The 23,942-nt window shown below is 63.8% G+C and carries 23 protein-coding genes; 13 read left to right on the forward strand and 10 right to left on the reverse strand.

Annotated elements, in window-relative coordinates; genetic code table 11:
- Positions 1 to 163: 163 nt before the first annotated feature.
- The gene (locus BN1233_RS05360) at positions 164 to 1,741 is read right to left on the reverse strand and encodes an OpgD/OpgG family glucan biosynthesis protein (protein WP_046863090.1); all 1,578 of its coding nucleotides are present in this window, start codon (positions 1,739 to 1,741) and stop codon (positions 164 to 166) included.
- A gap of 678 nt (positions 1,742 to 2,419) precedes the next feature.
- Between BN1233_RS05360 and BN1233_RS05365 the strand changes: the two genes are divergently transcribed.
- The 5 genes from BN1233_RS05365 to BN1233_RS05385 all read left to right on the forward strand — a co-directional run bounded on the left by BN1233_RS05365 (position 2,420) and on the right by BN1233_RS05385 (position 7,382).
- Positions 2,420 to 3,574, forward strand: a complete 1,155-nt coding sequence (locus BN1233_RS05365) for a type III PLP-dependent enzyme (protein ID WP_046862551.1) — start codon at positions 2,420 to 2,422, stop codon at positions 3,572 to 3,574.
- Positions 3,575 to 3,685: 111 nt separating this feature from the next.
- Complete coding sequence (locus tag BN1233_RS05370; RefSeq protein WP_046862552.1) at positions 3,686 to 4,258, forward strand: GNAT family N-acetyltransferase; 573 nt, start codon at positions 3,686 to 3,688, stop codon at positions 4,256 to 4,258.
- A 222-nt stretch (positions 4,259 to 4,480) separates the two neighbouring features.
- A complete protein-coding gene (locus BN1233_RS05375) occupies positions 4,481 to 5,914 on the forward strand; it encodes a homospermidine synthase (RefSeq protein ID WP_046862553.1) in 1,434 nt (477 codons plus the stop codon).
- A gap of 85 nt (positions 5,915 to 5,999) precedes the next feature.
- Positions 6,000 to 6,437 (forward strand): OsmC family protein, encoded by a 438-nt coding sequence (locus tag BN1233_RS05380; protein WP_046863091.1) that lies wholly within the window; start codon positions 6,000 to 6,002, stop codon positions 6,435 to 6,437.
- A gap of 42 nt (positions 6,438 to 6,479) precedes the next feature.
- Positions 6,480 to 7,382: a sulfurtransferase gene (locus BN1233_RS05385; RefSeq protein WP_046862554.1), complete on the forward strand. Its 903-nt coding sequence runs from the start codon at positions 6,480 to 6,482 to the stop codon at positions 7,380 to 7,382.
- Between the two features lie 446 nt (positions 7,383 to 7,828).
- On the opposite strand, the gene BN1233_RS05390 is transcribed toward BN1233_RS05385, so the two are convergent.
- Genes BN1233_RS05390 through BN1233_RS05400 form a run of 3 tightly spaced genes read right to left on the reverse strand, consistent with a single transcriptional unit; the run spans position 7,829 to position 10,982 of the window.
- Positions 7,829 to 8,704, reverse strand: a complete 876-nt coding sequence (locus BN1233_RS05390; protein WP_052763702.1) for an efflux RND transporter periplasmic adaptor subunit — start codon at positions 8,702 to 8,704, stop codon at positions 7,829 to 7,831.
- Between the two features lie 11 nt (positions 8,705 to 8,715).
- Entirely contained in the window at positions 8,716 to 8,916 is a 201-nt protein-coding gene (locus BN1233_RS05395; protein WP_046862555.1) for a DUF1656 domain-containing protein, read from the reverse strand.
- Positions 8,913 to 10,982: an FUSC family protein gene (locus BN1233_RS05400; RefSeq protein ID WP_048709396.1), complete on the reverse strand. Its 2,070-nt coding sequence runs from the start codon at positions 10,980 to 10,982 to the stop codon at positions 8,913 to 8,915. The genes BN1233_RS05395 and BN1233_RS05400 overlap by 4 nt, the downstream gene beginning before the upstream one ends.
- A gap of 466 nt (positions 10,983 to 11,448) precedes the next feature.
- Between BN1233_RS05400 and BN1233_RS05405 the strand changes: the two genes are divergently transcribed.
- Genes BN1233_RS05405 through BN1233_RS05420 form a run of 4 tightly spaced genes read left to right on the forward strand, consistent with a single transcriptional unit; the run spans position 11,449 to position 14,717 of the window.
- Positions 11,449 to 12,351 (forward strand): branched-chain amino acid ABC transporter permease, encoded by a 903-nt coding sequence (locus tag BN1233_RS05405; RefSeq protein ID WP_046862556.1) that lies wholly within the window; start codon positions 11,449 to 11,451, stop codon positions 12,349 to 12,351.
- Positions 12,348 to 13,286, forward strand: coding sequence for a branched-chain amino acid ABC transporter permease (locus tag BN1233_RS05410; protein WP_046862557.1), 939 nt, complete (start codon positions 12,348 to 12,350; stop codon positions 13,284 to 13,286). Before BN1233_RS05405 ends, BN1233_RS05410 begins: the two co-directional genes overlap by 4 nt.
- Positions 13,283 to 14,011, forward strand: coding sequence for an ABC transporter ATP-binding protein (locus BN1233_RS05415; RefSeq protein WP_046862558.1), 729 nt, complete (start codon positions 13,283 to 13,285; stop codon positions 14,009 to 14,011). The genes BN1233_RS05410 and BN1233_RS05415 overlap by 4 nt, the downstream gene beginning before the upstream one ends.
- Positions 14,001 to 14,717: an ABC transporter ATP-binding protein gene (locus BN1233_RS05420; protein WP_046862559.1), complete on the forward strand. Its 717-nt coding sequence runs from the start codon at positions 14,001 to 14,003 to the stop codon at positions 14,715 to 14,717. The genes BN1233_RS05415 and BN1233_RS05420 overlap by 11 nt, the downstream gene beginning before the upstream one ends.
- 353 nt (positions 14,718 to 15,070) lie before the next feature.
- Here BN1233_RS05420 and BN1233_RS05425 read toward each other — a convergent pair whose 3' ends face one another.
- Together BN1233_RS05425 and BN1233_RS05430 are read right to left on the reverse strand one after the other, a co-directional pair.
- Positions 15,071 to 16,285, reverse strand: a complete 1,215-nt coding sequence (locus BN1233_RS05425; RefSeq protein ID WP_046862560.1) for an ABC transporter substrate-binding protein — start codon at positions 16,283 to 16,285, stop codon at positions 15,071 to 15,073.
- Positions 16,286 to 16,429: 144 nt separating this feature from the next.
- Entirely contained in the window at positions 16,430 to 17,620 is a 1,191-nt protein-coding gene (locus tag BN1233_RS05430) for an O-succinylhomoserine sulfhydrylase (RefSeq protein ID WP_046862561.1), read from the reverse strand.
- 224 nt (positions 17,621 to 17,844) lie between these two features.
- Between BN1233_RS05430 and BN1233_RS05435 the strand changes: the two genes are divergently transcribed.
- The 4 genes from BN1233_RS05435 to BN1233_RS05450 are packed head-to-tail and all read left to right on the forward strand — an operon-like array spanning position 17,845 to position 20,876.
- A complete protein-coding gene (locus tag BN1233_RS05435) occupies positions 17,845 to 18,903 on the forward strand; it encodes an ABC transporter substrate-binding protein (protein ID WP_082145204.1) in 1,059 nt (352 codons plus the stop codon).
- Positions 18,903 to 19,667, forward strand: coding sequence for an ABC transporter ATP-binding protein (locus BN1233_RS05440; RefSeq protein ID WP_046862562.1), 765 nt, complete (start codon positions 18,903 to 18,905; stop codon positions 19,665 to 19,667). The genes BN1233_RS05435 and BN1233_RS05440 overlap by 1 nt, the downstream gene beginning before the upstream one ends.
- A 48-nt stretch (positions 19,668 to 19,715) precedes the next feature.
- Positions 19,716 to 20,468 (forward strand): ABC transporter permease, encoded by a 753-nt coding sequence (locus BN1233_RS05445; protein WP_147706999.1) that lies wholly within the window; start codon positions 19,716 to 19,718, stop codon positions 20,466 to 20,468.
- Positions 20,469 to 20,495: 27 nt separating this feature from the next.
- Entirely contained in the window at positions 20,496 to 20,876 is a 381-nt protein-coding gene (locus BN1233_RS05450; protein ID WP_197094614.1) for a SaoD/DsrE family protein, read from the forward strand.
- A 343-nt stretch (positions 20,877 to 21,219) separates the two neighbouring features.
- On the opposite strand, the gene BN1233_RS46620 is transcribed toward BN1233_RS05450, so the two are convergent.
- The 4 genes from BN1233_RS46620 to BN1233_RS49055 all read right to left on the reverse strand — a co-directional run.
- A complete protein-coding gene (locus BN1233_RS46620; protein ID WP_154678250.1) occupies positions 21,220 to 21,375 on the reverse strand; it encodes a hypothetical protein in 156 nt (51 codons plus the stop codon).
- A gap of 128 nt (positions 21,376 to 21,503) precedes the next feature.
- Positions 21,504 to 22,511 (reverse strand): WD40 repeat domain-containing protein, encoded by a 1,008-nt coding sequence (locus BN1233_RS05460; RefSeq protein ID WP_046862563.1) that lies wholly within the window; start codon positions 22,509 to 22,511, stop codon positions 21,504 to 21,506.
- 27 nt (positions 22,512 to 22,538) lie between these two features.
- The gene (locus BN1233_RS05465; protein WP_046862564.1) at positions 22,539 to 23,501 is read right to left on the reverse strand and encodes a CobW family GTP-binding protein; all 963 of its coding nucleotides are present in this window, start codon (positions 23,499 to 23,501) and stop codon (positions 22,539 to 22,541) included.
- Between the two features lie 210 nt (positions 23,502 to 23,711).
- Positions 23,712 to 23,942: hypothetical protein (locus BN1233_RS49055; protein WP_210168210.1), on the reverse strand; the 231-nt coding region annotated here is incomplete at its 5' end.

Below are 23,942 nucleotides of genomic sequence, written 5' to 3' on the forward strand. Positions count from 1 at the left end.
AGTTACGCTGCCTGTTCCATTGTCCCACCGTCCTTGCGAGCTGGAGGCGAAGCAATCTACCCGTCGACAGAAGCGCTCCTGGATTGCTGTGCTCCATTCGTCGTGAAGGAGGCAGACGTGAGAGGCTGCAAGGATTCCGGGCCCATTCACCTCCGGGTCGCCCTCACTGCCCCGACCGCCACGGAAATGTCCATGTCTCCGTCAGTGCTCGCGATCCGGCGCGCAAGAAGGCACGCAGGTCGGTGCTCTGGCCCTCTGGAAGCCGCACGTCGATCGCGGCGCGGAAGCCCTTCGTGTAGGTGTTGGGCACGAGAAACGTGTGGGTGATCTCGCCGGCTGAGGTCGACGGCACGAGCTGCACCTGAGCGGGATCGGGGAGGTAATACGCGAGCGGGCCGCCCGCGAAGTCGATGATGAAGCGGCGATGCGTCGGATCCCACGGAGCGCTCGAGCCGCTCGCCCGTGGTGTCGTCTGGAACGTGTTGATGGCCATGCCGCCCGGATGCATCTCCGCTTCGGAGAGCATCGCGCGCATCCGGTACGTAAAGGTGGCTTCCTGCCCCTGCTCAAGGGGGTGGTTGGGCCTCCAGTAAGCGACGATGTTATCGTGAGTCTCGTCGTCAGTGGGAATCTCGACGAGCTCGACCCGCCCCTCGCCCCAGTCCCCGACGGGCTCCACCCAATAGCCCGGGCGACGATGATAGTAGGCTTCGAGGTCCTGGTAATCCTCGAACACCCGGTCGCGTTGCATGAGGCCGAATCCGCGCGGATTGTTATCGTGGAAGGAGGACACGCGCGTCTCAGCCGGGTTGCGGAGGGGCCGCCAGAGCCACTCGCCGCCACCCGAATGCATCAGGAGCCCGTCCGAATCATGGACTTCAGGCCTGTAATCGTTCGCCCGGCGGCGGTCGCTCTCGCCGTGGAAGAACATGGAGGTCAGGGGAGCGAGGCCGACATAGGTCAGGGTCCGCCGGGGGAACAGCACGGCCGTGACGTCGATACTGGTTTCGGCGGCTGGATGGACGTCGAAGCGGTAGGCGCCCGTCGTCGAGGCCCCGTCGAGCAGCGCATAGATCGTGGCCTGTTGCGCCTCGGGTGCCGGGGTCTCGATCCAGAACTCCCGAAAGTAAGGGAACTCCTCGGGCTCCGAGCCCACGACATTGATCGCGAGTCCACGGGCCGACAATCCGTATTTCTGATCCCGCCCCAGGAAGCGGAAGTAGCTTGCTCCCAGGAAGGAGATCAGCTCGTCGAACACCTTCGGGGTGTTCAGTGGCGTATGGAGCCGGAAACCCGCAAAGCCCAGATTGACCGGGAAGGGCTTGTCGAACTGGTTGCGGCCGTAGTCGAACAGTTCCCGCTGGTAAGGCACAGGCGTCGGCAACCCCTCCCGGATCACGTTCACCGTGACTGGGCGCTGGTAGAGGAAGCCGAGGTGGAAGAGTTGCAGGCGAAACTGGCCGCCGCCCGAGGTCAGCAGGGCGCGCTCAGGGCGGAAGCGGATGTCGCGCCAACGGTCGAAATCAAGGTTGTTCAGCGGTTCGGGCAGTTGAGGGGGAGTGCCATCGAAGGGGAGGGCGGAAAGCTCGCGCGCACGCCGCACCACGTCATCGAACCGGAAGCCCTGAACGGGCGGTGCCGTCTCGGGCTGCTGCGCTTCCTGGGCCTTTACCGGAAGCGCGGCGAGCGCCGAGAAGGCGAGAAGGCTCTCGAGCAGGCTTCTCCGGGTCAGTGGCGGCATCTCGATGTCCATGGCGGGTTGGTCACAGCTGGGCAATTAGGAGATCGACCCGGCTCCGTCGACCGGGGCTGTGAGCATAGCTTCCATCCGGCGGATCACGGCAGAGTTCGGAAATTCCCTCCCGTTCCGTCAACCAAGGTGGGTGAACACAGGATTAACCGGCTTCTCGCGTGAAAAATTTTGGGTTTGAGCCCCAAAAATCCGAAAAACCGCTTGTGCAAGGGGAGGCGTGATCGTATCTCACTGCTTGCCCAATTTCGCACGTGCCTGTGGTCGCGTGCCGGTTGGTGGGCATCCGGACAAGAGGCCGGACAGCCGCCCGAAGGCGGACCCGCCTTCGATACCCCTAACCGGCAGCCGGAGGCGAAACCGGCGCACCTCGTTCTCAACGGGGGACGCGGCTTAAAGCAACGACGAACGGGCTTTTTTGGTCTCTGCCGTTCTCCAAAGACGGCCCGGGTTACCGAAGAGGCTTGTTTATCATTGCCGGGCGTGCGGTCAGGGGCCTCCCCTTTCCAATCCAAGGCAGCATCGTCGGGCTGAGAGCCCATGCGCGCACGCGTGTCTCCAACGCACGTGGGCGGCAGGCCCTCTCTCCCGCTGACGCCGGACGGTTCGCCGTCTGATCTTCAATCCGGGCTCCGTGAGCCCCGTTGGACCTTTGGTGGGGAGAGCGCCATGACGGAGCGCATCCGCGAATTCCTGCGTACCCGACGTGAGGACGGACCGTGCCTCGTCGTCGACCTGGACGTTATCCGCGAAAACTACGGCAAGTTCGCTCGCGCGCTGCCGGAGACCCGCGTGTTCTATGCCGTGAAGGCAAACCCGGCGCCGGAAGTCCTGAAACTTCTGGCGGAGCTCGGCTCGTGCTTCGATACCGCCTCGGTCGTCGAGATCGAACTCGCTCTCGCGGCCGGCGCCACGCCCGACCGGATCTCCTTCGGCAACACGATCAAGAAGGAGCGCGACATCGCGCGGGCTCTCGAGCTCGGCGTGCGCCTCTTTGCGGTCGATTGCGAGGCCGAGGTCGAGAAGATCGCCCGTGCTTCCGCGCAGGTGAGCATTCCCGCCGCCGAGGTGAAGGTGTTCTGCCGCATCCTCTGTGACTGCGTGGGCGCCGAATGGCCGCTGTCGCGGAAGTTCGGCTGCGTGCCCGATATGGCCGTCGATGTTCTCGAGCATGCCCACCGGAATGGTCTCGAGGCCTACGGCGTGTCGTTCCATGTCGGCTCGCAGCAGCGCAACACGGAATCCTGGGACGTGGCGCTCGCCTCCGCGTCCGCGATCTTCCGGGAGTGTGCCGAGCGCGGCATCCATCTCTCGATGGTCAATCTCGGCGGGGGCTTCCCGACGAAGTACCTGAAGAGCGTTCCCGCCGTGGAAGCCTACGGCGAGGCGATCTTCCAGGCGCTGTCGAAGCATTTCGGCAACCGCCTGCCGGAGACGATCATCGAGCCCGGCCGCGGCATGGTCGGCAATGCGGGTATCATCGAAGCCGAGGTCGTCCTCGTCTCGAAGAAGAGCCGCGCAGAGGATGAGATCCGCTGGGTCTATCTCGACATCGGCAAGTTCGGCGGCCTCGCCGAGACGATGGACGAGTCGATCCGTTATCCGATCCGCACCGAACACGAGGGCACTCCCACAGTGCCCTGCGTGCTCGCGGGCCCGACCTGCGACTCGGCGGACGTGCTCTACGAGAAGGAGCCCTACATGCTCCCGGTCTCGCTGGAGATCGGCGACAAGGTCCTGATCGAGGGCACCGGCGCCTACACGACGACGTATTCGGCGGTGGCATTCAACGGCTTTCCGCCGCTGAAGTCCTACGTGATCTGACCCGCGGCCTCTCCCACGGGAGAGGCCCTTCCCAACCAACTGGTCCGGACGGCCCGCTCAAGCGAGCGGGTGCGAGGGCTGTCGCTTGCCGAACTCTCGGGGGCCACGGCCATGATCACCATCCGCGAAGAATCCTTCTCCGATTTCGATGCCCGCGAGGCGCTGCTCGATACCTGCTTCGGGCCGGCCCGCTTTCTGAAAACCTGCGAGCGCCTGCGCGAGGGACGCCTTCCGGCGCAGGGGCTGTCGCTGGTCGCAGAGGCCGAGGATGGCTCGCTCGTCGGCACGGTGCGCCTGTGGCACGTCAGCGCCGGGCCCGGACGCCCAGCCCTCATGCTCGGTCCCCTTGCGGTCGATCCGGCCTTGCAGGGGCTCGGGCTCGGCGGTCGCCTGATGCGCGAGGCCCTGCGGCGTGCGCGGGAGCTCGGCCATTCTGCCGTGCTGCTCGTCGGCGACGCGCCCTATTACGAGCGCTTCGGGTTCTCCCGCGAAGCGACCGACGCATTGTGGCTCCCGGGTCCCTACGAGCGGGATCGTTTCCTCGCGCTCGAACTCCTGCCCGGCACCCTCCAGGGCGCACGCGGACTCGTCTCTGCAACGGGCGAGTTCCAGGAGCGCCCGAATCTCGCGGTGCTCGTGGCGGCTGCCAACGCCAACACGCCGCCGGCACACCGAGCCGCGTAAGCCCCGCGAAAACAGCGCGGCCGAGCGGAAGCGCTACCCGCGCGCCCTGCTGGAACATTGACGTGCGTCGCGCCTGACCTTAGGTGCGGCGCATCGTCCCGTCGCCCGAGCGAGCGCAGATGTCGTTCTGCGAGCGAATCGGAGCCGTCTTGATCCGAATGCCGCATATCGGCGTTCCTGCCGGATACGACCGGAACTGCTACCTCGAACAGGAGAAACTCGATGACCTTCTGGCCCGTGCACGGTCATATCTCCGGCCCGATCGTGATGATCGGCTTCGGCTCTATCGGCCGAGGCATGCTGCCACTCATCGAACGGCACTTCACCTTCGACAAGGACCGGTTCACGGTGATCGATCCGAAGGATGCCGAGCGCGAACTGCTCGATGAGCGCGGCGCACGTTTCGTGCAGAAGGCTCTTACGCCGGACAATTACCGCGAGATCCTCACGCCTCTGCTCACGGAAGGCGGCGGGCAGGGTTTCTGCGTCAACGTCTCGGTCGATACCTCCTCTCGCGCCATCATGGAGCTCTGCCGCGAGCTCGGCGCGCTCTATATCGATACGGTCGCGGAACCGTGGGCGGGCTTCTATCTCGATGAGAATGCCAGTCCCGCCGCACGCACGAATTACGTGCTGCGCGAGAACATCCTCGAGGCACGCCGGCTAAGACCCGGCGGAACGACGGCGGTGTCGTGCTGTGGCGCCAATCCCGGGATGGTGTCCTGGCTCGTGAAGCAGGCGCTCCTCAATGTCGCGAAGGATGTCGGCATCGAGCACGACGAGCCGCGCTCCCGGGAGGAATGGGCACGCCTCATGCAGCGCGTCGGCGTAAAGGGAATTCATATCGCGGAGCGCGATACACAGCGGGCCAAGGACGAGAAGTTGATGCAGGAATTCGTGAACACGTGGTCCGTCGAGGGCTTCGTGGCCGAAGGCCTGCAGCCGTCGGAACTCGGCTGGGGTACCCACGAGAAATGGATGCCGGAGAACGCGCGAACGCACGAGACCGGCTCTCAGGCGGCGATCTATCTGCTTCAGCCCGGCGCGAACACGCGTGTCCGGACCTGGACCCCGACCGCACAGGCGCAATACGGCTTTCTCGTCACACATAACGAGTCAATCTCGATCGCCGATTACTACACGCTCCGCGAGGGAGACCGCGTGGTGTACCGGCCGACCTGTCACTATGCCTATCATCCCTGCAACGAGGCGATTCTCTCTCTGCACGAGATGTTCGGCCAGGCCGGACGCCCGCAGGAAGTGTTTCACATCCTGGACGAGCATGAGATCCTCGACGGCAAAGATGAACTCGGCGTGCTGCTCTATGGCCACGACCGGAATGCCTATTGGTACGGATCGCAGCTTTCCATCGAGGAGACGCGCCGGCTCGCGCCGTATCAGAATGCGACAGGGCTTCAGGTGACCTCTGCCGTGCTCGCCGGCATGGTCTGGGCGCTCGAGAATCCGAACGCCGGCATCGTCGAGGCGGACGAGATGGATTACCGCCGCTGCCTCGAGGTGCAGATGCCCTATCTCGGACCCGTGATCGGTGTTTACACGGACTGGACGCCGCTCACCGGGCGGCCGGGCTTCTTCCCGGAGGATATCGACACGTCCGATCCGTGGCAGTTCCGGAACGTGCTGGTGCAATACTGAGTCTGCGCTACTCTCTGCCCCATCTCTGCGCGCGCGCGAAACGCCAGCCCGCAGAGATGCAAACCCGGTGATGGGACGCAGAACGATGAGAGCACGGGTCAAGTGGGTCGAGGGCATGATGTTCGCCGGAGAATCCGGCAGCGGTCATGCCGTGATCATGGACGGAGCGCCCGAGGCCGGCGGCCGCAATCTCGGCATCCGCCCGATGGAGATGCTCCTCATCGGCCTTGGAGGCTGCACGGCCTTCGACGTCGTGCTCATTCTGAAACGAGGCCGGGAGTCCGTCACGGATTGCGTCGTCGAGATCGAAGCGGAGCGCGCCGAGAGCGACCCGAAGGTCTTCACGCGCATCCATCTGGCCTACACGATCACGGGCCGCAGCCTGTCGTCCGCGAAGGTCGAGCGCGCGATCAAGCTCTCGAAGGAAAAATACTGCTCGGCCTCGGTCATGCTGGGCGCGGTCGCGGAGATGACCCATAGCTGGACTATCGAGGATGAGGCCGACGCCGGCGCAGCCGCGTGAGCTCCACGAGACGAGATCCCTGACCTGACAGCCGAGGTGCGCATGTCCGATCGTTCGAAACCCCTGGAGGGCGCTGGAACACCGGCACCGCTCGTTTCAACCGAATGGCTCGCTGCACATCTCGGCGATCCGCACGTGATCGTGCTCGACATCCGTTCGGCGGAGAGCGGGGGCCGGGAGGCTTTCGAGGCCGGTCACGTTCCAGAGGCCCTCCACAGCGACTATGCTGCCGACGGCTGGCGCGTCGCGGCGGGAGGAGCCGGCGGGCTCCTGCCGGATCGGGATGCCCTGGCTGCCCTTTTCGGCCGTCTCGGCGTGACGCCAGGCGACCATATCGTTGTCGTGTCGGCAGGCACCTCGACGAGCGACTTCAGCGCAGCCGCGCGCGTATATTGGACCTTCAAGGTCGCGGGCCACGAGCGGGTCTCGATCCTGGATGGCGGCTACGCTGCCTGGACCGGGGCGGGTGGGCCTGTCGTGCAGGGGGCGCCAGCTCGTCGCGAAGCTTCCTCGTATCCGGTCCGTATCCAGGAGGAATTGCGGGCGAAGCTCGCCGATGTCGAGCAGGCTCTCGAACGCAAACAGGACGTACTGGTCGATGGCCGGTCGCGCGCCCAGTTCGAGGGGCTGGACAAGAGCCCTCAGGCTGTCCGGCCGGGGCGTCTGCCCGGCGCTGTCCATATCGATCACAGCTGGGCCTTCGAGCCCGGCACGGCGCGGCTGCGGCCTGCCCGTGAACTCGACGAACTCTTTTCGTCCGTGCCCGAAGGACCGGTCGTGAGCTATTGCAACACGGGGCACCTCGCATCGACGAACTGGTTCATTCTTTCGGAGGTCCTGAAGCGTTCCGGAGTGTCGCTTTACGACGGCTCGATGTCGGAATGGACGCAGGACCCGAAGCGCCCGGTCGAAGTTGGACCGAGCGATGACGCGAAGTCATCGTGAGCCGAAGGCGGTGCGCACCACTCCTTCCACCAACCTGTCATGCGAGTCGCTGGCGAAGTGATCTGTCCGTCGACGGGTAGATTGCTTCACTGCGTTCGCAATGACGAAGAGGGCGTAAGAGCGGGAGGTGCAGGGCCGGAACCGGAGCAGCGCCGGGCCCACTGCCGTTCTTGCGCGCCGCGGGCGTGATGCACTGCCCGTCCCATTGCACTCCCGTCATTGCGAGCCGGAGGCGAAGCAATCTACCCCTCGACGAATTCGCTCCTGGATCGCTTCGCTCCGCTTGTAACGACGAAGTGGACATGAGTGAGGGACGTGCGCTCCGGAAACGACAATAAATTCCGGCTTCACTGCGCCGTTGCGCGTCGCAGACCTGATGGTCACAGTGATTGCATCCGAATCGATAATCCACTGTCTCACGCCCGGAGCAATCTCTTGACGGGCGACTATCGCGACTCTGAAGGGTGCACCACCACGGTCGCGGTCATGCCGGCGCTGAGCCGAACGTGATCGGGCACCCGGTCGAGGGCGATCCGAACGGGAACGCGCTGCGCCAGGCGCACCCAGCTGAACGTCGGATTGATGTTGGCGATGAGACTGTCGGAGACCTGCATCATCTCCCGGTCCGCGATCGCGCGTGAGACGCTGTCCACATGACCGTCGATGTCCTCCGAAAAACCCATCAAGCGGACGGTTGCCTTGTCGCCTTCGCGCAGGTTGCGGATCTTGGTTTCCTCGAAATAGCCCGCCACGTAGAACGAATCGCTGTCCACGAGGGCGAGCAGTGCCCGTCCCGCAGTAGCATAGTCGCCGGCATCGACCTGGAGATTCGTGACGAATCCATTCACCGGCGAGGAGACTTGCGTGCGATCCAGGTTTAGCCGGGCAGTGTTGAGCGCGGCAAGCGCTTGGTCGTAGGCCGCCTCGGCTGTCGCGACCGCGGTCTCGGCCTGTTCGCGGGCTTCCACGGTGATCGCGGTGCTCGTCAGGCGCATACGCCGCTCCAGCTCGCGCCGGCGCTGATCCAGTTCCCGCTCTCGCCCCTGCACGTTGGCCTCGGCTTGCGACAGCGCGAAGCGGTAACGCTCCGGGTCGATGGTGAAGAGGAGGTCACCTTTCTTCACCGCCTGGTTGTCCTTCACTCGGACATCCGCGACGGTCCCCGAAACGTCCGGCGCGATCTCCACGATATTCGCATGGACGCGACCATCCCGGGTCCAGGGATTTCGCGTGTAGGACTGCCATGCAAACCACGCCGCAGCGGCAGCCACGGCGACCACCAGCGTCGTGACGACAACACGCACAATTGGGGAAACGGACACGAGGGAAGATCCTAACCGAACACGATCGTGATGCAGAACGACAGGATGAGAACATAGAGTGCGGTGTTGAACAGCGCCGGGTGCCACACGAAGCGGTAGATGCCTGCCCAGACGAGCCACCGGCGAAGCACCAGCCAGAACAAAGCTGCCGCCGCCGCATAAGCAAGGACGGGAGGCCAATACACACCGAAGAGATCGAATTCCTTGATCATGCCGGGAATCCCTGGCGGAGAACAGCAGGTACTGGAGACTGACGGGCGCTGCCGAAGAGATCGGCATGTCGATAGAGCGTGCCACTGATCGCGATAAGCGACGTGAGCAGATCCGCGGCCTGTTGACTGGGCTGTGCGAGCAGAAGCACGACGGCATCGTCGATTTCGTGCAAAGGACCGCTGTCGCCCGCGCCGGATCTCAATGCACCAAAGTGATATCCCAGACCGTCGAGGACACGGTCGATAGCCACGGCGACATCGCGGGCAACATGATTGCGGGCCGTCTTGAGCAGCATGATGTTGAAGCTGACCCGCAGGGCCGCCAGGGTGCTGCGCATCAGGGCCCGCTGATCGGGCTGTGATGCATCGAGGCGGGAGAAAAGCGCGTTGATGCGATCGAACATCCGGCTTGCGAAGCGGTCGCGGCTGACAGGGGCTTGAGAGACAGCCAAGCGCTCGAGATCTCGCAGGACGCCACGCCGAATGCGCCGGACCATCCATTCGACGCCGAGGGGACGCAACAACCTGAACATCAGAATCCCGATTCCAATGCCCCCAAGAAGGGCAAGACTCGAATTGGCGAAGCCCGCCAGGTCCGGCGGACTCCGCGTGTTGGTGAGGCCGAGGAACGCTATCAGATTGAGGCCAAGCGGCGTGACCTTGAGGCCGATGCGCGGCAAGCCGAGAACGATGCCGAAGGGCAGGTAGAAAGGCACAAGGGCGATGATGAGGGATGTAAAGCCGTCGATGGCCGGAAAGACGGCGAACATGTAGATTGCAGCGAAGATGACCGAGAGCAGCGTCATGCGCAGGAAGTTGGCTGCCGAGGTGGCTGGGTCGTCCAATGCTCCGAGAATGCTGCAGATCACGCCACTGAAGATCACGGCCGTGCTTCCCTGCGACCATCCAGAGGCGATCCAGAACGCAGCCGTCACGAGTACCGCGGTGGCGGAGATGGATCCGGCCACCAACGCGAACGTGACGTCTCGGTAGCGTGCCGTCGAGGGGGCGGCCTCGGACAGGCTCACCGGCCTGTCCGAGAGCAAGGCTTCGCGCAGGTCGATGATCCGCTGCCAGGTCGCCAGCAGATCGCCCATGCGCAGGAGGACGTTGCGCACTGGGATGGTCTCGTGATCGCGCACCATGTCGTCGAAGGTCGGCAACCGGCGCAATGCCTCCTGCCGCAGCTGCTCGGTTGCCGCTTCCAGGTCCGGATCGATCCGGGCTCGATCCGCCTGCTGGAGCCGGGCGGCTGTCCGGCCGAGAATGTCCAGCAGGGCCTCATACTTGGCCGGTGCTCGGTTTCGCAGCAGCTCCAGGCGGTCGTTGATCGAAACCAGGATGGACAGCAAAGACAGCAGGTTCCCCTGCAGATGCCGTACCACGTCGCCGGCAGCCCTGACCGAAGGCGTATCGAAACCCGCGTAGATCCTCAGATTGTCGAGCGCAATCACATCGGCGATCATCTTCCGCTGGTCCGCGAGAACCTTATCCTCCTGGCTCTCGCCACGCAGCACGTCGCCCATCCAGTCGGCCACCGCCGTGGTCGTGGTGTTGACAGAGGTCTTCAGCGCTACGCCGGCCGTCCGGGGAAATACCACCTGACTGACCAGGGTCGCGCAGCCGATCCCCAAGATGATCTCGAGGCAGCGGCCGACTGCGTAGTCAAAGGCGGTCTCTGGCGCGAGGGCGGCTGGAACGCCGATGATCGCAGCGGTATAGCCCGACAGCATGGCGCCATAGGCCGCCGGAGCATCGCGCAACAGCACGGACGTGAAGGTGCCGGCGCCGATCCAGAGCGCGAGACATGTCAGGAACAGCGAAGGGCTTTGTGCGAAGGCCGCCACGAGAGCGAGCGCCACGGTAGCACCGACCACGGTACCGATGACACGGAACAGGGACTTCGCTACCACCATTCCGGCAATGGGCTGGGAGACGACGAACACCGTCAGCATGGCCCAGGTGGGTTGCGTCAGCTCCAGCGCGAAGGCGACGTAGAGAGCCAGCGCGGCCGCACCGAACGTCTTGATCGAGAACATCACATCTCGCCAGGTCGGTTGCGCCATCGAACTCGCTTCCGGCTGTTGCAGGTGTGCGATCGGGAAGCTCCGTCCGGATAGGACCGGGACTGGCTCCCGAGATCATCTGGGGCCGCATTCAGAATGACCCAGCCGATGGACGTGTTCCGTGCCACGGGGACCTGATGCATCGGGAAAGCAGGTCGACCCCGGCCGTGAGGCTGAAGCGCTCTCGCAGCGCGGTCGAATGCGACCGCTCGCGAACGGCTATGCAGACCGGATCCGGCCCATATCGGACCTCGTGCCCTGAACCGCCCTTTCGGAGGTTATGCCCGCGGGCCAGCATCGCCACGGTTATCCGTGAGCTGCCATTGCTCGTCAGGACCAACCTACGCCGGACCTCGCCTGGACCGAAATCCAGACAAGAATGGCCGGAGCGGAGAGGAGCCTCTTGTTCCGTGGAGGGATTTGCCGCCATGGTCCGTATGGACCGCCCGAACGCAACGGATTCTGTATGGGCCTACTCGAAATTGGGGAACAGGCGCTGAACGGGCTTATCATCAGCACGTTCTACGCCCTGATCGCGCTCGGCCTCGCCATCATCTTCGGTGTCCTGCGCATCGTGAACTTCGCCCATGGCGAGTTCTACATGCTCGGCGGATATGCGGCGTATCTCGTCGTGAGCGTCCTGGGGATGCCACCCATCATCGGTGTGATGGCAGCCACCGCCGCTCTCCTCGTCTTCGGCATGCTCATCGAGCAGGCACTGATCCGTCCCGTCTACGAGGGGAAGGTCGACCGGCCGGACGAATACGCCATCATGATCACGTTCGTCCTGTCGGTGCTCCTGGTCAATCTCGCGAACAGCGTGTTCGGGCCTTGGCCGCAGCGCCCGGCGCCGATCTATCGCGGCCGCGTGGAACTCGGCGAACTCATCGTGAGTGGCGATCGCCTGGCTGCGGCCGGCGCTGCAATGGTTCTGATCGTCGGTGTGATCCTGGTGCTGCGCTACACGTGGATGGGGCGCGCCGTCCGGGCAGTCAGCCAGGATCGTGCGGCCGCGGAGATTCTCGGGGTGAATATCGATCGCACCTCGATGCTTGCCTTCGGTGCGGGTGCGGCTCTTGCCGGTGCCGCCGGAGCGCTCATCGGACCGGTGTTCAACGTCACGCCGCCAATGGGCATCATTCCGTCCATCAAAGCCTATATCGTGGTCGTGCTTGGCGGACTCGGGTCCGTTCCCGGCGCCCTCGTCGGGGCGCTGATCCTCGGACAGGTCGAAAGCTTTGCAACGGTGCTCATCCCCGACACCTCGCGGGCGCTGGCGTACAAGGATGCTTATGGCCTGGTCGTTCTGATCGTCGTCCTCCTGTTGCGCCCTCAGGGCCTCTTCGGCCGAAAGGAGCGCCGGGCATGAAGTCCGCTCGCACGGGATCGGTTCTCTTCGGCATAGCCGTCTTTGGCGGGCTGGCGCTGCTGCCGTTCGCCGGGCTCCAGGAGTACTGGATCTACACGCTCACGATCGGCTTCTATTACGCCATCCTCGCGGCAAGCTGGTCTCTCCTCGTGGGGTATGTCGGCCGTATCAGCTTTGCGCAGGCAGCCATGAGCGGACTTGGCGCCTATGCATCGGCCCTGACCGTGTTGCATCTCGGCTGGCCGCTGCTGTTATCGCTCACCGCCGGAATCCTGCTCGCAGGCGTGGTCGGGCTTTTCATCGGCTGGCTGACGCTGCGCCTCCACGGAGCCTATCTCGGGCTCACCACGATCGCCTTCTCGGAAATCCTCCGCATCGCCGTAACGGCGGAGCATGACGTGACGGCGGGGAGCCTGGGCCTCCGGGCATCCCCCCTCATCCCCGGCGGCAGCGTTACGACCTACTACTACGTTTTTCTCGCGGCGACCGTCTTCTGCCTGGTGCTGATGCTGCTCCTGCTGCGCTCACGCATCGGGCTGTTCTTTCAGGCGATCCGGGAGGATGAAGACGGCGCAGCGAGCCTCGGAGTCGAGGTGACGACCTGGAAGATCGTTGCCTTCGCGACCTCGAGCGCCTTTGCAGGCTTCGCGGGCGGCTTGTACGCTCACTTCGTGCAACTGATCACTCCTTCGATGATGTCCCTGCAGGAAATGGGCTACGTGATCTCGATGGCGGTCATCGGGGGCTTCCACAACGTCCTATATGCCGCTCTCGGCGGCCTCATGCTTCAGCTTGCCCTCGAGGCGTTACGCAGCGCGGGTGAATGGCGTCTCGTGGTCTTTGGCCTGGCGGCGATCCTCGTTCTGCGTTTCGCGCCGAACGGCGTGTTCGGCACACTGGCGGCCCTGGTGACGCAAAGGGGGCGGAGGCGGTGAGTGCACAACTGACGGTCAGCGGCCTGAGAAAGCAGTTCGGCGGCCTCGTTGCTCTCGATCATATCGATTTGACCGTCGACAGGGGAGAACTCGTCGGGCTCATCGGCCCCAATGGCTCCGGCAAGACGACTCTGCTGAACATCGTCGGCGGGTATTATGCGCCGAGCGCCGGATCAGTGTATTTCGAGGGGCAGAGGATCGACGGCGTGGCGCCGAGCCGGCTTGCGCGACTCGGGATCGGCCGATCGTTCCAGGTCACGAAGGTGTTCCGGCGGCTGAGCGTCCTCGAGAACATGCAGGTCTCGGCGCTCACGGACTGGAAAGTGTCCCGAAACCAGGCCAGGGATCTGGCGCTGGAGGCTCTGGACTCGCTCAATCTCTCACGCCTCGCGCAGGAGCGGGCAGGGCGGCTCTCCGGCGGGCAGGCGAAGCTCCTGGAGTTCGGGCGCATTATGATGCTCAAGCCGAAGCTCGTTCTCCTCGATGAGCCGTTCGGCGGCGTTCATCCCGAACTCAAGCGCTTCATGTACGACACGATCCGCGCATGGAACGCGCGCGGGGTCACCATCATTCTGATCAGCCACGACATGGGCTCGATCTTCGGACTGTGCCGACGGGTCATTACGCTCAGCTATGGCGAGATCATCGCGGATGGCGATCCTGAGACCGTGCGCAATCATCCCGCCGTTCTCGAAGCCTATCTGGGGGACCACCATGCAGCTTGAGGTGCATGACGTCTCTGCCGGATATCAGCGCGATATCGATATCCTGCGAGGCGTTTCCGTCACCGCGCGGCCCCGGCAGCTTACGACGATCATCGGCGCAAACGGCGTCGGCAAGTCGACGCTGCTGAAGACCATCATCGGGCAGCTGCGTCCTCATAAAGGTCGGATTGCCTATGACGGCCATGACCTGGCGCAAATGCCGACCCGCGACCTCGTGCGGATCGGCATTGCATACGTCGCTCAGGGGCATGCCCTATTCAGGGACATGACGGTTGCCGAGAACATCGAGATGGCGACCTGGAGCTTCCGCCACGATCGGCCGCGGGCGAAAGCAGCCGTCGAGCGCGTATACGAGCGTGCCTCTTACCTCAGGACCTTTGCCGGACGGCGAGCCGGACTGATGTCGGGCGGGCAGCAACGCCTCATGCAGCTCGAGCTCGCCCTGATGAGCGATCCCGGTCTGATCCTCATCGACGAGCCGACCGTCGGACTCGATCCGAAGCGCGCGGGAGTGATGTACGACCATCTTCGCCGTCTCGTCGTCGAAGAGGGACGGACGATCCTCATGGTCGATCAGAACGTCATCGCAGGCGTGGATGTCGCTGACTACATCTACGTTCTCGAACTCGGCACCAACAAGATCGAAGGCACGAAAGCGACCTTCGACGCAGAGTATCGCGACACCATTGCAGAGTGGCTGCTCTGATTCCGCAGTATGCGCGCTGCCTACTTCCGTCCTTGCGGGCCGCAGTCATCAAGCCTGATGCGGACCCACTGTCGTCCTTGCGAGCTGCGGGCGGCGCGCACAGCCCTTTCCCACCGCACTTCCGTCCTTGCGAGCCGCAGGCGAAGCAATCTACCCGTCGACGGATGCGCTCCTGGATGGCTTCACTGCGTTCGCCATGACGGGGTGGTATGAGGACAGGGGACCACTGCCGGAGACGGAAGTAGACGCCGGACCCGCTCCCGTCATTGCTGCATTGTGCGTTTTTCATGAGCGCGAAGAAAAACCCCGCCGTCCGACAGCGGGGTTTCCGGTGCCTCAGAGCAGAAATCGCGTCATGGCTTCAGGATCAGCTTATCGACCGTCGCCTGGGAGCGCGGCCAGAGGATAGCTGCGTCCGCCGGGGTCTGGTTCGGCTTGGTGTACTGGATGACGAAGATCGGCACCTCCGGCCATTGCTGGAACTTCCAGGCGGGTTCTTCCGTCTGCGGGAAGTAGATGGTTCCGCGAGTCCCCTCCCATTTCAGGTCGCGCAGGGCTTTCTGGATCGCGACCCGATCGGCACTGCCGGCCTTCTTGATTGCTTCGGCAACCACCATAATGCCGTCGTAGCCTTCCATCGAGACGGCGTTGGCCGGACGCTTGAATTTGGCTTCGAACGCCTTGGTGAAGGAGCGTGACAGGGGAGTGTCGGGCCTGCCAGGAAGCCCGGCGGGATTCGCGATCACTCCGACCCCTCCCTCTCCGACGACGTTCCAGAATTCCGGTTCGAGGGCATCCGACCCGGCCGCGAAAATGGCCGTCGTCTTGCTCGGAGCGATGCCAAGATCGTAGGCTTGGCGGAGCATCAGGAGAAGGTTGGAACCCGTGAAGCCCGCAACGATGAGATCGGGTTGCGGATTCGCCCGCTTCAGCTGAAGGAACTGCGGGGTGAAGTCGCTGACTGTCCGCTCCGCCGTGAACGACGTTACTTTCGCTCCGGTGTCCTTGAGGTTCTTCGTGAAGACGTCGATGATCCCGAAACCCCAATCCGAATTCTCGGCAATGATCGCGATGTTCTTGAAGCCGACCTCTTTCACCCAGTCTGCGGCGATGGAGTAGACGAGCGAATTTGCAACGGTGATCCGGAAGACCTGCGGGATCTTCGCCCCGGTGACCGCATCCGCCCAGCATTCGTCGGCTATGAAGGCCATGTCGTATTTCTTCGCCAAGGGGCCGACGGCAGTGCAGACGGCGCTGTGCGCCGCACCGGTCATTGCAACGACCTCCTCCTTCGAGGCTAGCCGCTCGAAGGCTGCGATTCCCTTCTCGGGAACCCCGGAGGTGTCCTCGACGACGACTTCGACCTTCTTGCCCAGAAGACCGCCATTGGCGTTGATCTCGTCGACTGCGATCGCCATGCCGTCCCGAAGGGATTCACCATTCTGAACGCCTCCCGGGGGCGAAAGAGGTGCAAGGCCTCCGATCTTGATCGTCTCCTGCGCAGCTGCAGGGCCAAGAGCCGCGAGAGCCGCGATAGCTGCGGCCGTTGCCAGCCTGATGATGGTCATGTCTTGCTCTCCTCCGAGCATTCCCGCCCCGTATGGGTGGGGCGACGAACTTCATGATCAATCAGGAGGCTGTGACGCGCAATGAGATCCCGCGGGACATTCCATGGTGTTCAGGGCGATCCGGCGGGACAGGCCGGGTGCCCATCAAACCCGGTCCAGCGCCTCGATGAGATCGTCGATCAGATCGTCTTCGTGCTCGAGGCCGATGGACAAGCGCACGAGCCCCTCCGAGACGCCCATTTCGAGACGTTCCTTAGGCGTGAAGCGCTGGTGGGTCGTCGTGGCAGGATGTGTGATCAGGCTCTTCGCATCGCCGAGATTGTTCGAGATCCTGATCAGGTGAAGTGCATTCAGGAACCGGAAGGCGCCGGCCTTTTCGCCGGCAATCTCGAGGGCGATGAGCGTTGATCCGCCGCTCATCTGCCTCGCGATGATGTCCGCTTGTGGGTGATCGGGCCGGCCAGGATAGATGAGTCGCTTGACCTTGGGATGACCTGCGATCGCATCGGCGACCCTGCCGGCGGTCGCAGTCTGTCGCTCGATGCGCAGCGACAGGGTTTCGAGGCTCTTCAGCAGCACCCAGGCATTGAAGGGCGACATCGCCGGCCCGGTCTGGCGGAGCAGAGTATGGACATGGTTCTGGATGAACTCGTTCGAGCCCAGAATCACGCCGCCCAGGCAACGCCCTTGTCCGTCGATGTGCTTTGTTGCGGAATACACGACGCAATCCGCCCCCAGGGCGAGGGGCTTCTGCCAGACGGGCGTGGAGAACACGTTGTCGACGACCAGCGTGGCGCCGACCTCGCGCGCGATCCCGGCAACGGCCGCGATATCGATGACCTCCAGCGTCGGATTTGCAGGACTCTCGAGGAAGAGCACCTTCGTTTCGGGGCGCAGGGCTGCCCTCCACTCGGCCAGGTTGGTGCCGTCGACCAGAGTGGATGCGACGCCGAAACGAGGCAGCAACTCGGCGATCACATAGCGGCAGGAACCGAACAGGGCGCGAGCTGCGACCACGTGATCCCCGGCCCTTAGGAGGCCCATCAGGGCTGTCGTCACCGCAGCCATGCCCGATGCCGTTGCCCGGGCGGCTTCGGCGCCCTCGAACGCCGCGATGCGCTTCTCGAACATGGAGACGGTCGGATTCGAGAACCGGGCGTACAGGAAACCAGGACTCTCGCCCTTGAAGCGCGCTTCGCATTCTTCGGCGCTGGCATAGACATGGCCCTGCGTCAGGAACAAGGCCTCGGAGGTCTCGCCAAACTCTGACCGCAGGATGCCCTCATGAACGAGGCGGGTTTCGGGGCGGTAACCTGGAGGGGAATGGTCGGTCATGTGTGCGCTCCTCGTCGAGATGGCTTGCCACTCGCCGAGTCATTGCACAACAGGACATTTCACGTAATTAGGTGTGATTTGAAATAAATCACGTTTTGAATTGACATTTTGCTTCCGAGACCCAACATGCCGGTAGACGGCGTCGGACCGACGACCTCGTGCGCGTCCGACAACCGACGGCTTCGTCGCGCGTTGTCGGGTGATGACCTCACGAGGAGGGGACCATGGGCTGCTGCGACCAACCATTCACTTTCGAGCCGGAACAGGGTGGGGGCGATCCTCCGAAGCTCAGCCGTCGCGGTCTCCTGAAAGGGGCCGGCGCGGCAGCCGGCGCGCTGGCGACCCTCGGTGGCCGGGCCGCTGCCCAGGCCAAGCCGATCAAGCTCGCCTTTTGCAGCCAGCTTCTCTGCGTCGTTCCTTACGAGGTCGCCCGCGCCGGCGGTCACTTCGCGAACGAAGGGCTCGATGTCGAGCTGGTCTATACCCGCGGCGGGAATGCCGCGATGCAGTCTCTCGTTGGCTCGGCCGTGGATTACGCGGCCACCTCGCTCGATGTGGCCCTCCAGGCTTATGTCCGTGGAGCCGATATCCGGCGCTTTGCGACGACGGGGCGTCTGCCGCTCTTTGCCATCGCAACGGCACCGCGCCGCGCGGACGAGATCCAGCGGATCGAGGATCTTGCGGGCCGGACGGTCGGGGTCTCCGCTCTCGGCAATGCGGACCATGCCCTGATGCTGTACCTGCTCCGGCGGGCCAATGTCGATCCGACCAAGGTGCAATTCGCGACGCTGGGCCCGAACCTTCTCGAGGCCCTTCGTCAGGGGCAGGTCGATGCGGGGCTCGTGCAGGAGCCGGCGCTGACGCTGGTGCAGAAAGCCGGCGGCCGTGTGCTCATGAACGCAATGGACTCGAAGGACGCGGAACGCTTCCTCGGCGGTTCCTACGAGTTCATGGGCGTGGCGGTCCGCACGCCGGAAATCCCGGCCCGGCGGGAGGAAATGGAGAAGCTCGCGCGGGCCCTGCGAAACGGTCTGCAGGCCCTACAGGCGATGTCCCCGGAGGACCTCGTCAAGGCTCTGCCCCGCGAGCTCACGACCGGAGCGGACGTCAGTGAATTGCGAGAGGTGATCGCACGCTACCGGGGTTCGCTCTACCCGACGTCGGTCGCCATCGATCTCGAAGCCTCGAACCGTGTGGCTGAAAGCCTGAAGGTCGCGGGCCTCATCCCGCAGGGCGCGAATACGACGGGCCTATACGACACATCCATCGTGGGAGCAGGTTGATGCTGCGTGCGCAGAAGGTAACTCTTTCCTATGGGGCCGAGCCGGTCCTCGAGGGAGCCAGCCTCTCGGTCGATGCCGGTCAGTTCGTGAGCCTCGTGGGCCCTTCGGGCTCGGGGAAGAGCAGCCTTTTGCGCGCCATCATGGGGCTGCAGGAGATCTCGTCCGGCCGGATCGAAACCACTGGTTTGGAAGAGGGGCAGATCGGCATCCTGTTCCAGGATGACGCGCTGCTGCCATGGCGCACGGCGATCGAGAACGTCGCGCTCGGCTTGCGCCTTCGCGGGAAGGACAGCCGCGAGGCCGCCGAGGAGGCCCGAGCATGGCTCGATCGGCTCGGGCTTGCCGGACTCGGCGGACGCTATCCTCGCGAACTCAGCGGCGGCCAGCGAAAGCGCGTCGCTCTCGCACAGGTGCTCGCCCGGAAGCCGCGCCTGCTCCTGATGGACGAGCCCTTCGCCTCGCTCGATGCGATTGTGCGCGCACGCGTCACGCAGGACGTTGTCGACCTCGTCGAGAGCGAGGGCATCGGCGTGCTTCTCGTCACGCACGATCTCGAGGAGGCCATTGCCCTCTCGGACGTGGTGTATCTGCTGTCGAATGGGCCTCGGGCTCACATCTCACACAGCTACACGGTTCGCATTCCGCGACCCCGCAACCTCGTGAAGGCGAGGGCGCATCCGAGCTTCGCGCCTCTTTACGAACGCCTCTGGTCCGATCTCTCCGAGGTCGTCGATGGGCCGCGGGAGATCCGCGAGGCGGCATGATTCCGGCGGCAACGCTGCGCTCACCACGTGATCACTGAACGGAAACACATGAGCTTTCTCGATCGAGTCTGGATCCGGCAGCTTGCCGCTCTCGTTGTCGCGCTCGCGATCTGGGAGGCCGCGGGGCGCGCCGGGTGGCTCAATCCACTTTATGCGCCGGCCCCGAGCCAGATCGGCTTCGCGCTCTTCGATCTGTTCACGCAGGGCAATATCTGGCCGCATCTCGAAGCAACCTTCGGGGCTGCACTCGGTGGGCTGATTCTCGGCATCGCCGTCGGCGTTGTGCTCGGTGCTGCAGCAGCGCTCATTCCTATTGTTGCGGAGTTGCTCGAACCCGTCATGATGATGCTCAATGCGGTGCCTCGCGTCGTGCTGGCGCCGCTCTGCGTCGTCTGGTTCGGCATCGGATTGGGCTCCAAGATCGCGCTGGCCTTCGTGCTCGTAGCCGTCCTCGTGTTCTTCACCGTCTATACGGGCATCAAGCAGGTGGATCGCCGCCTCGTCGAACGCGTCCGCACCCTGGGCGGCGGCCGGTGGACGATCCTGCGCGAAGTCTACCTGCCGTTCGTCACGGCCTGGATCATGGGCAACCTCAAGGTCGCCGTCGGCTTCGCCTTCACGGGCGCCGTCGTGGGCGAATTCGTGGGCGCGAGCCGAGGTCTCGGCTATCTCCTGTCCTTTGCGCAGAGCACCTACAACTCGGCCTTGATGTTAGCGCTGGTCTTCCTGATCATGGCCTTCGTGCTCGCGATCTTCGCCGCGGCCGGAAAGCTCGAGCAGCGCCTGCTCCGCTGGCGGTGAAGCCCGCGTGGCATCACGAGGAGATTCATGATGAAGGTTGCCTATGTGTTCGCCACGCCCAATGCCGCGACCTACAAGCTCGCGACGATGATCCTTCCTCAGCTCGAGAAAGGCATTCACGGGGCGGACGTCGTCGGCATGATGTTCTTCGACGACAACCTGTTCTGCCTCCGACAGGGAGATCCAGTCGGTGAACGTCTCGCGAGGATCGCAAAGGAGAAGAACATTCTTCTGATGGTGTGCGATCAATGTGCCGTCCAGCGCAATGTAGCCGAAGGCACCTTCGAGATGTGCGGCACAGGCTCGGTCACCGCAAAGGGCCTCGTCGACGGCGTTGTGGCCGGGTGCTTTCCGCAACTCTACGGCGCTCTAGCCGGCAGCCCGCCGGATTACGTCATCACGCTGTGATGACAATTGCGATTGCTTTCTCCGTCGTGGTGAGTCGCCGCAATCCAGCCTGACGCGGATCCACTTCGTCATTGCGAGCCGCAGGCGAAGCAATCTACCCTTCGATCCGTGCGCTGTTGAATCGCTTCGCTCCTCTCGCAGTAACGGAAGTGCGCTCGGAGTCTACTTCCGTTACCGGTGTTAGTCCTCGCGCTCTTATGCCCTCTTCGTCATTGCGAACGAAGTGAAGCAATCCAGGAGCGCGTCCGTCCACGGGTAGATTGCTTCGCCTCTGGCTCGCAAAGACGACAGTGCGGCGGGAGGGCTGTGCATTACGCCTACGGCACACTATAGCGAACTCGGACTAACCCGCGGCAACAGCCTCGCGCACGTCGGCCTCGGTGACCTCCTCGAGCGGCTTCGAGATCTTGCAGGCCCGTGTGCGCTGACCTGGAACCATCACGAGGATGATCGTTTCGATGCCGGGGCAGGAGGCATCCCGGCAGACGATCTCGTTCACGGAAACGCTTGCAGTACCACCGAGCACCGCAGCCGCCCATTCGCGGATCTGCGCAATAGCTCCAGTTTCGGCTCGCCGCGGTCGGAACGCGCCGAGCCACGTCCGCCAACCGCTCGCTTCACTCCTCATCACGAGGGTAGAGCAAGAATGCCCGCGCGGCCGTCCTGTGCCCCGAAGGCGAAGTGCTTGCCGGACTTGTCCCAGGCCATAGCCGTGATGCCGCTGCCGGGGACGGCTTGGCGCACGAGGAGTTCCGCGGCATCCGTGAGGCGAACCAGCAGCACGCAGCCATCCTCGTAGCCCACAGCCAGGATGAGAGTGTTGGGGTGGAACGCGACCTGGGTCACCTTGGCGGGCCGCACGCCGCATTCCCGGGGCTGCTTGCCCATGGGGCCTTCCTTGCTCTCGAAAGGCCAGATGATGGCGGCTTCGGCCCCGGAGGTCGCGAGCCATTTGCCGTCTCCCGACCAGGAGAGCGAGCGCGTTTTCGACGGATAGCCGCTCATCCGCATGTGGCCGCGGTCGGGCTGCAGCCGCCATCCGTGCAGGGCGTTCTCCTGCATGGATGTCACCACGAAGCGGCCATCCGGAGACCACGTGATGTCGAGATGGGAGCCCTTCCACTCGAGCAGGTCGGGCTTCGTCTCGAGATTCGGATACCAGAGAGTGCTGCCGCCGTAATGCGCGATCGCGAGGCGATAGCCCTTCGGCGCGAAGCATAGGCCGCGCGCCGTGCTCGCGACCTCGAGGGACTTTTCTCGCCCCTTCTCGTCACGAGCCGTGACGCGCCGTCCGGCCGCGAACGCGACGGCCCCATTCGCCGCGATGGCGATCGCATCGATCCAGGCGCCCTTCGCTTCCGTGAGGGTCTCCGTCGATCCATCCGCGCGTGTGACGGCGACTCGCCCATCGTCTCCGCCCGTGATGAGCCGTTTCCCGTCGGAGCCCGCGACGAGCACCGCGCCATCGGGATGCGCGGCGATGCGTTGGATCTCTTCGCCTCTCGCAAGGGCGACGGAACCGTCACCGAGCGCGAAACCCGGCGTGTCGCCGAGCCAGGCGACTGTCGTGACATGAGCCTCGAGAGAAAGTCCGACGACTTGCTGGGTGAGAGAAGGAGCGGTACTGGCCGTCATGATGTGCCTATTCTCGGCATGCCCTGGTCACGCCGCGCAAGCCAGGAACTCTGTACGGATCTTGTCGGTGTCGAGGTCGCGGCCGATGAACACCACGCGTGATACACGGTCCTCGTCGGCACGCCATTCGCGCTGAAGATCGCCATCGAGAATCATGTGGACGCCCTGGAATACGAAGCGCCGCGGCTCGTCCGGGAAGGCGACGATGCCCTTGCACCGGAGAATGTTGGGGCCCTCGCGCTGCGTGAGATCGGAGATCCACGGCATGAAGCGCTCGGGGTCGATATCGCCCTCGTGCTTCACCGAAATCGACTGCATGTCCTCGTCGTGATGGTGATGGTGCCCTTCTTCGAGAAACTCGGGCTCCAGCGCGATGATGCGGTCGAGATCGAACGCATTGCGATCGAGGACCTCGCTGATCGGCAAGGCGCAATGATCCGTGCGATGGATGCGTGCATAGGGATTGATCGCGCGGATGCGTTCCTCGACGCCCTTGAGCTCGTCTTCTGAGACGAGATCGATCTTGTTCAGGACGATGACGTCCGCAAAGGCGATCTGGTTTTTCGCCTCCGGCGCATCCGCAAGACGGTCCGAGAGCCATTTCGCATCGGCGACCGTCACCACCGCATCGAGCTTCGCGATGTCGGCCACGTCCTGGTCCATGAAGAACGTCTGGGCCACCGGTGCAGGATCGGCCAGACCGGTTGTCTCCACGATGATCGCGTCGAAGCGGCCTTTCCGCTTCATGAGGCCGTCGAGAATGCGGATCAAGTCTCCGCGCACGGTGCAGCAGATGCACCCGTTGTTCATCTCGAAGACTTCCTCGTCGGCTCCAACCACCAGATCGTTGTCGATTCCGATCTCGCCGAATTCGTTCACGACCACGGCATAGCGCTTGCCATGCGGTTCGGAGAGGATCCGGTTGAGCAGGGTCGTCTTGCCGGCGCCGAGATAGCCGGTGAGGACCGTGACAGGAATCTTGTCGGACATCGTGCTGCGTTCCTGGGGTTCAGGCGGAGGAATCGGGTGGGCGCCCACGGGATTCGGGCGCAATGCTGATGGCCCTAATATTGTAGCGGCTCATGTCAATGTAAGTGCTCCGGCCGACCCTCCGAGGGTCGGGAGTGAGCCAGGCTGCCGATCCGGATGGGCAGCAGGGCTGCCTCGCATCGGGTGAGGAAGACAGGGTGGGGTCGCCTGTTAATACATGGTTAATGTCGGATCCGGGTTCATTAGCTCTGGAATGACACACCAAAACGTGAGTTGTTTCTGATTCAGGGGATCTTCGGCACAGCTGCAATACTTCAGATAATCCTGGCGGAGTTCACGAAATTCATTGATCCAGCACGGAATGCCCCCGATAAGGCGTCGAATCATCGAAAATTGGTCTGGGGAATGGGTTTGATCATCAATCCGAGGGGTACGAGCGGG

It is taken from the genome of Microvirga massiliensis, from assembly GCF_001006805.1.
Taxonomy (GTDB): Bacteria; Pseudomonadota; Alphaproteobacteria; order Rhizobiales; family Beijerinckiaceae; genus Microvirga; species Microvirga massiliensis.

Bases quoted from the DNA above. Each gene is read 5' to 3' on its own strand.
- BN1233_RS05360 (WP_046863090.1), bottom strand. From the start codon at position 1,741: ATGCCGCCACTGACCCGGAGAAGCCTGCTCGAGAGCCTTCTCGCCTTC.
- BN1233_RS05365 (WP_046862551.1), top strand. From the start codon at position 2,420: ATGACGGAGCGCATCCGCGAATTCCTGCGTACCCGACGTGAGGACGGA.
- BN1233_RS05370 (WP_046862552.1), top strand. From the start codon at position 3,686: ATGATCACCATCCGCGAAGAATCCTTCTCCGATTTCGATGCCCGCGAG.
- BN1233_RS05375 (WP_046862553.1), top strand. From the start codon at position 4,481: ATGACCTTCTGGCCCGTGCACGGTCATATCTCCGGCCCGATCGTGATG.
- BN1233_RS05380 (WP_046863091.1), top strand. From the start codon at position 6,000: ATGAGAGCACGGGTCAAGTGGGTCGAGGGCATGATGTTCGCCGGAGAA.
- BN1233_RS05385 (WP_046862554.1), top strand. From the start codon at position 6,480: ATGTCCGATCGTTCGAAACCCCTGGAGGGCGCTGGAACACCGGCACCG.
- BN1233_RS05395 (WP_046862555.1), bottom strand. From the start codon at position 8,916: ATGATCAAGGAATTCGATCTCTTCGGTGTGTATTGGCCTCCCGTCCTT.
- BN1233_RS05400 (WP_048709396.1), bottom strand. From the start codon at position 10,982: ATGGCGCAACCGACCTGGCGAGATGTGATGTTCTCGATCAAGACGTTC.
- BN1233_RS05405 (WP_046862556.1), top strand. From the start codon at position 11,449: ATGGGCCTACTCGAAATTGGGGAACAGGCGCTGAACGGGCTTATCATC.
- BN1233_RS05410 (WP_046862557.1), top strand. From the start codon at position 12,348: ATGAAGTCCGCTCGCACGGGATCGGTTCTCTTCGGCATAGCCGTCTTT.
- BN1233_RS05420 (WP_046862559.1), top strand. From the start codon at position 14,001: ATGCAGCTTGAGGTGCATGACGTCTCTGCCGGATATCAGCGCGATATC.
- BN1233_RS05425 (WP_046862560.1), bottom strand. From the start codon at position 16,285: ATGACCATCATCAGGCTGGCAACGGCCGCAGCTATCGCGGCTCTCGCG.
- BN1233_RS05430 (WP_046862561.1), bottom strand. From the start codon at position 17,620: ATGACCGACCATTCCCCTCCAGGTTACCGCCCCGAAACCCGCCTCGTT.
- BN1233_RS05435 (WP_082145204.1), top strand. From the start codon at position 17,845: ATGGGCTGCTGCGACCAACCATTCACTTTCGAGCCGGAACAGGGTGGG.
- BN1233_RS05440 (WP_046862562.1), top strand. From the start codon at position 18,903: ATGCTGCGTGCGCAGAAGGTAACTCTTTCCTATGGGGCCGAGCCGGTC.
- BN1233_RS05445 (WP_147706999.1), top strand. From the start codon at position 19,716: ATGAGCTTTCTCGATCGAGTCTGGATCCGGCAGCTTGCCGCTCTCGTT.
- BN1233_RS05450 (WP_197094614.1), top strand. From the start codon at position 20,496: ATGATGAAGGTTGCCTATGTGTTCGCCACGCCCAATGCCGCGACCTAC.
- BN1233_RS05460 (WP_046862563.1), bottom strand. From the start codon at position 22,511: ATGACGGCCAGTACCGCTCCTTCTCTCACCCAGCAAGTCGTCGGACTT.
- BN1233_RS05465 (WP_046862564.1), bottom strand. From the start codon at position 23,501: ATGTCCGACAAGATTCCTGTCACGGTCCTCACCGGCTATCTCGGCGCC.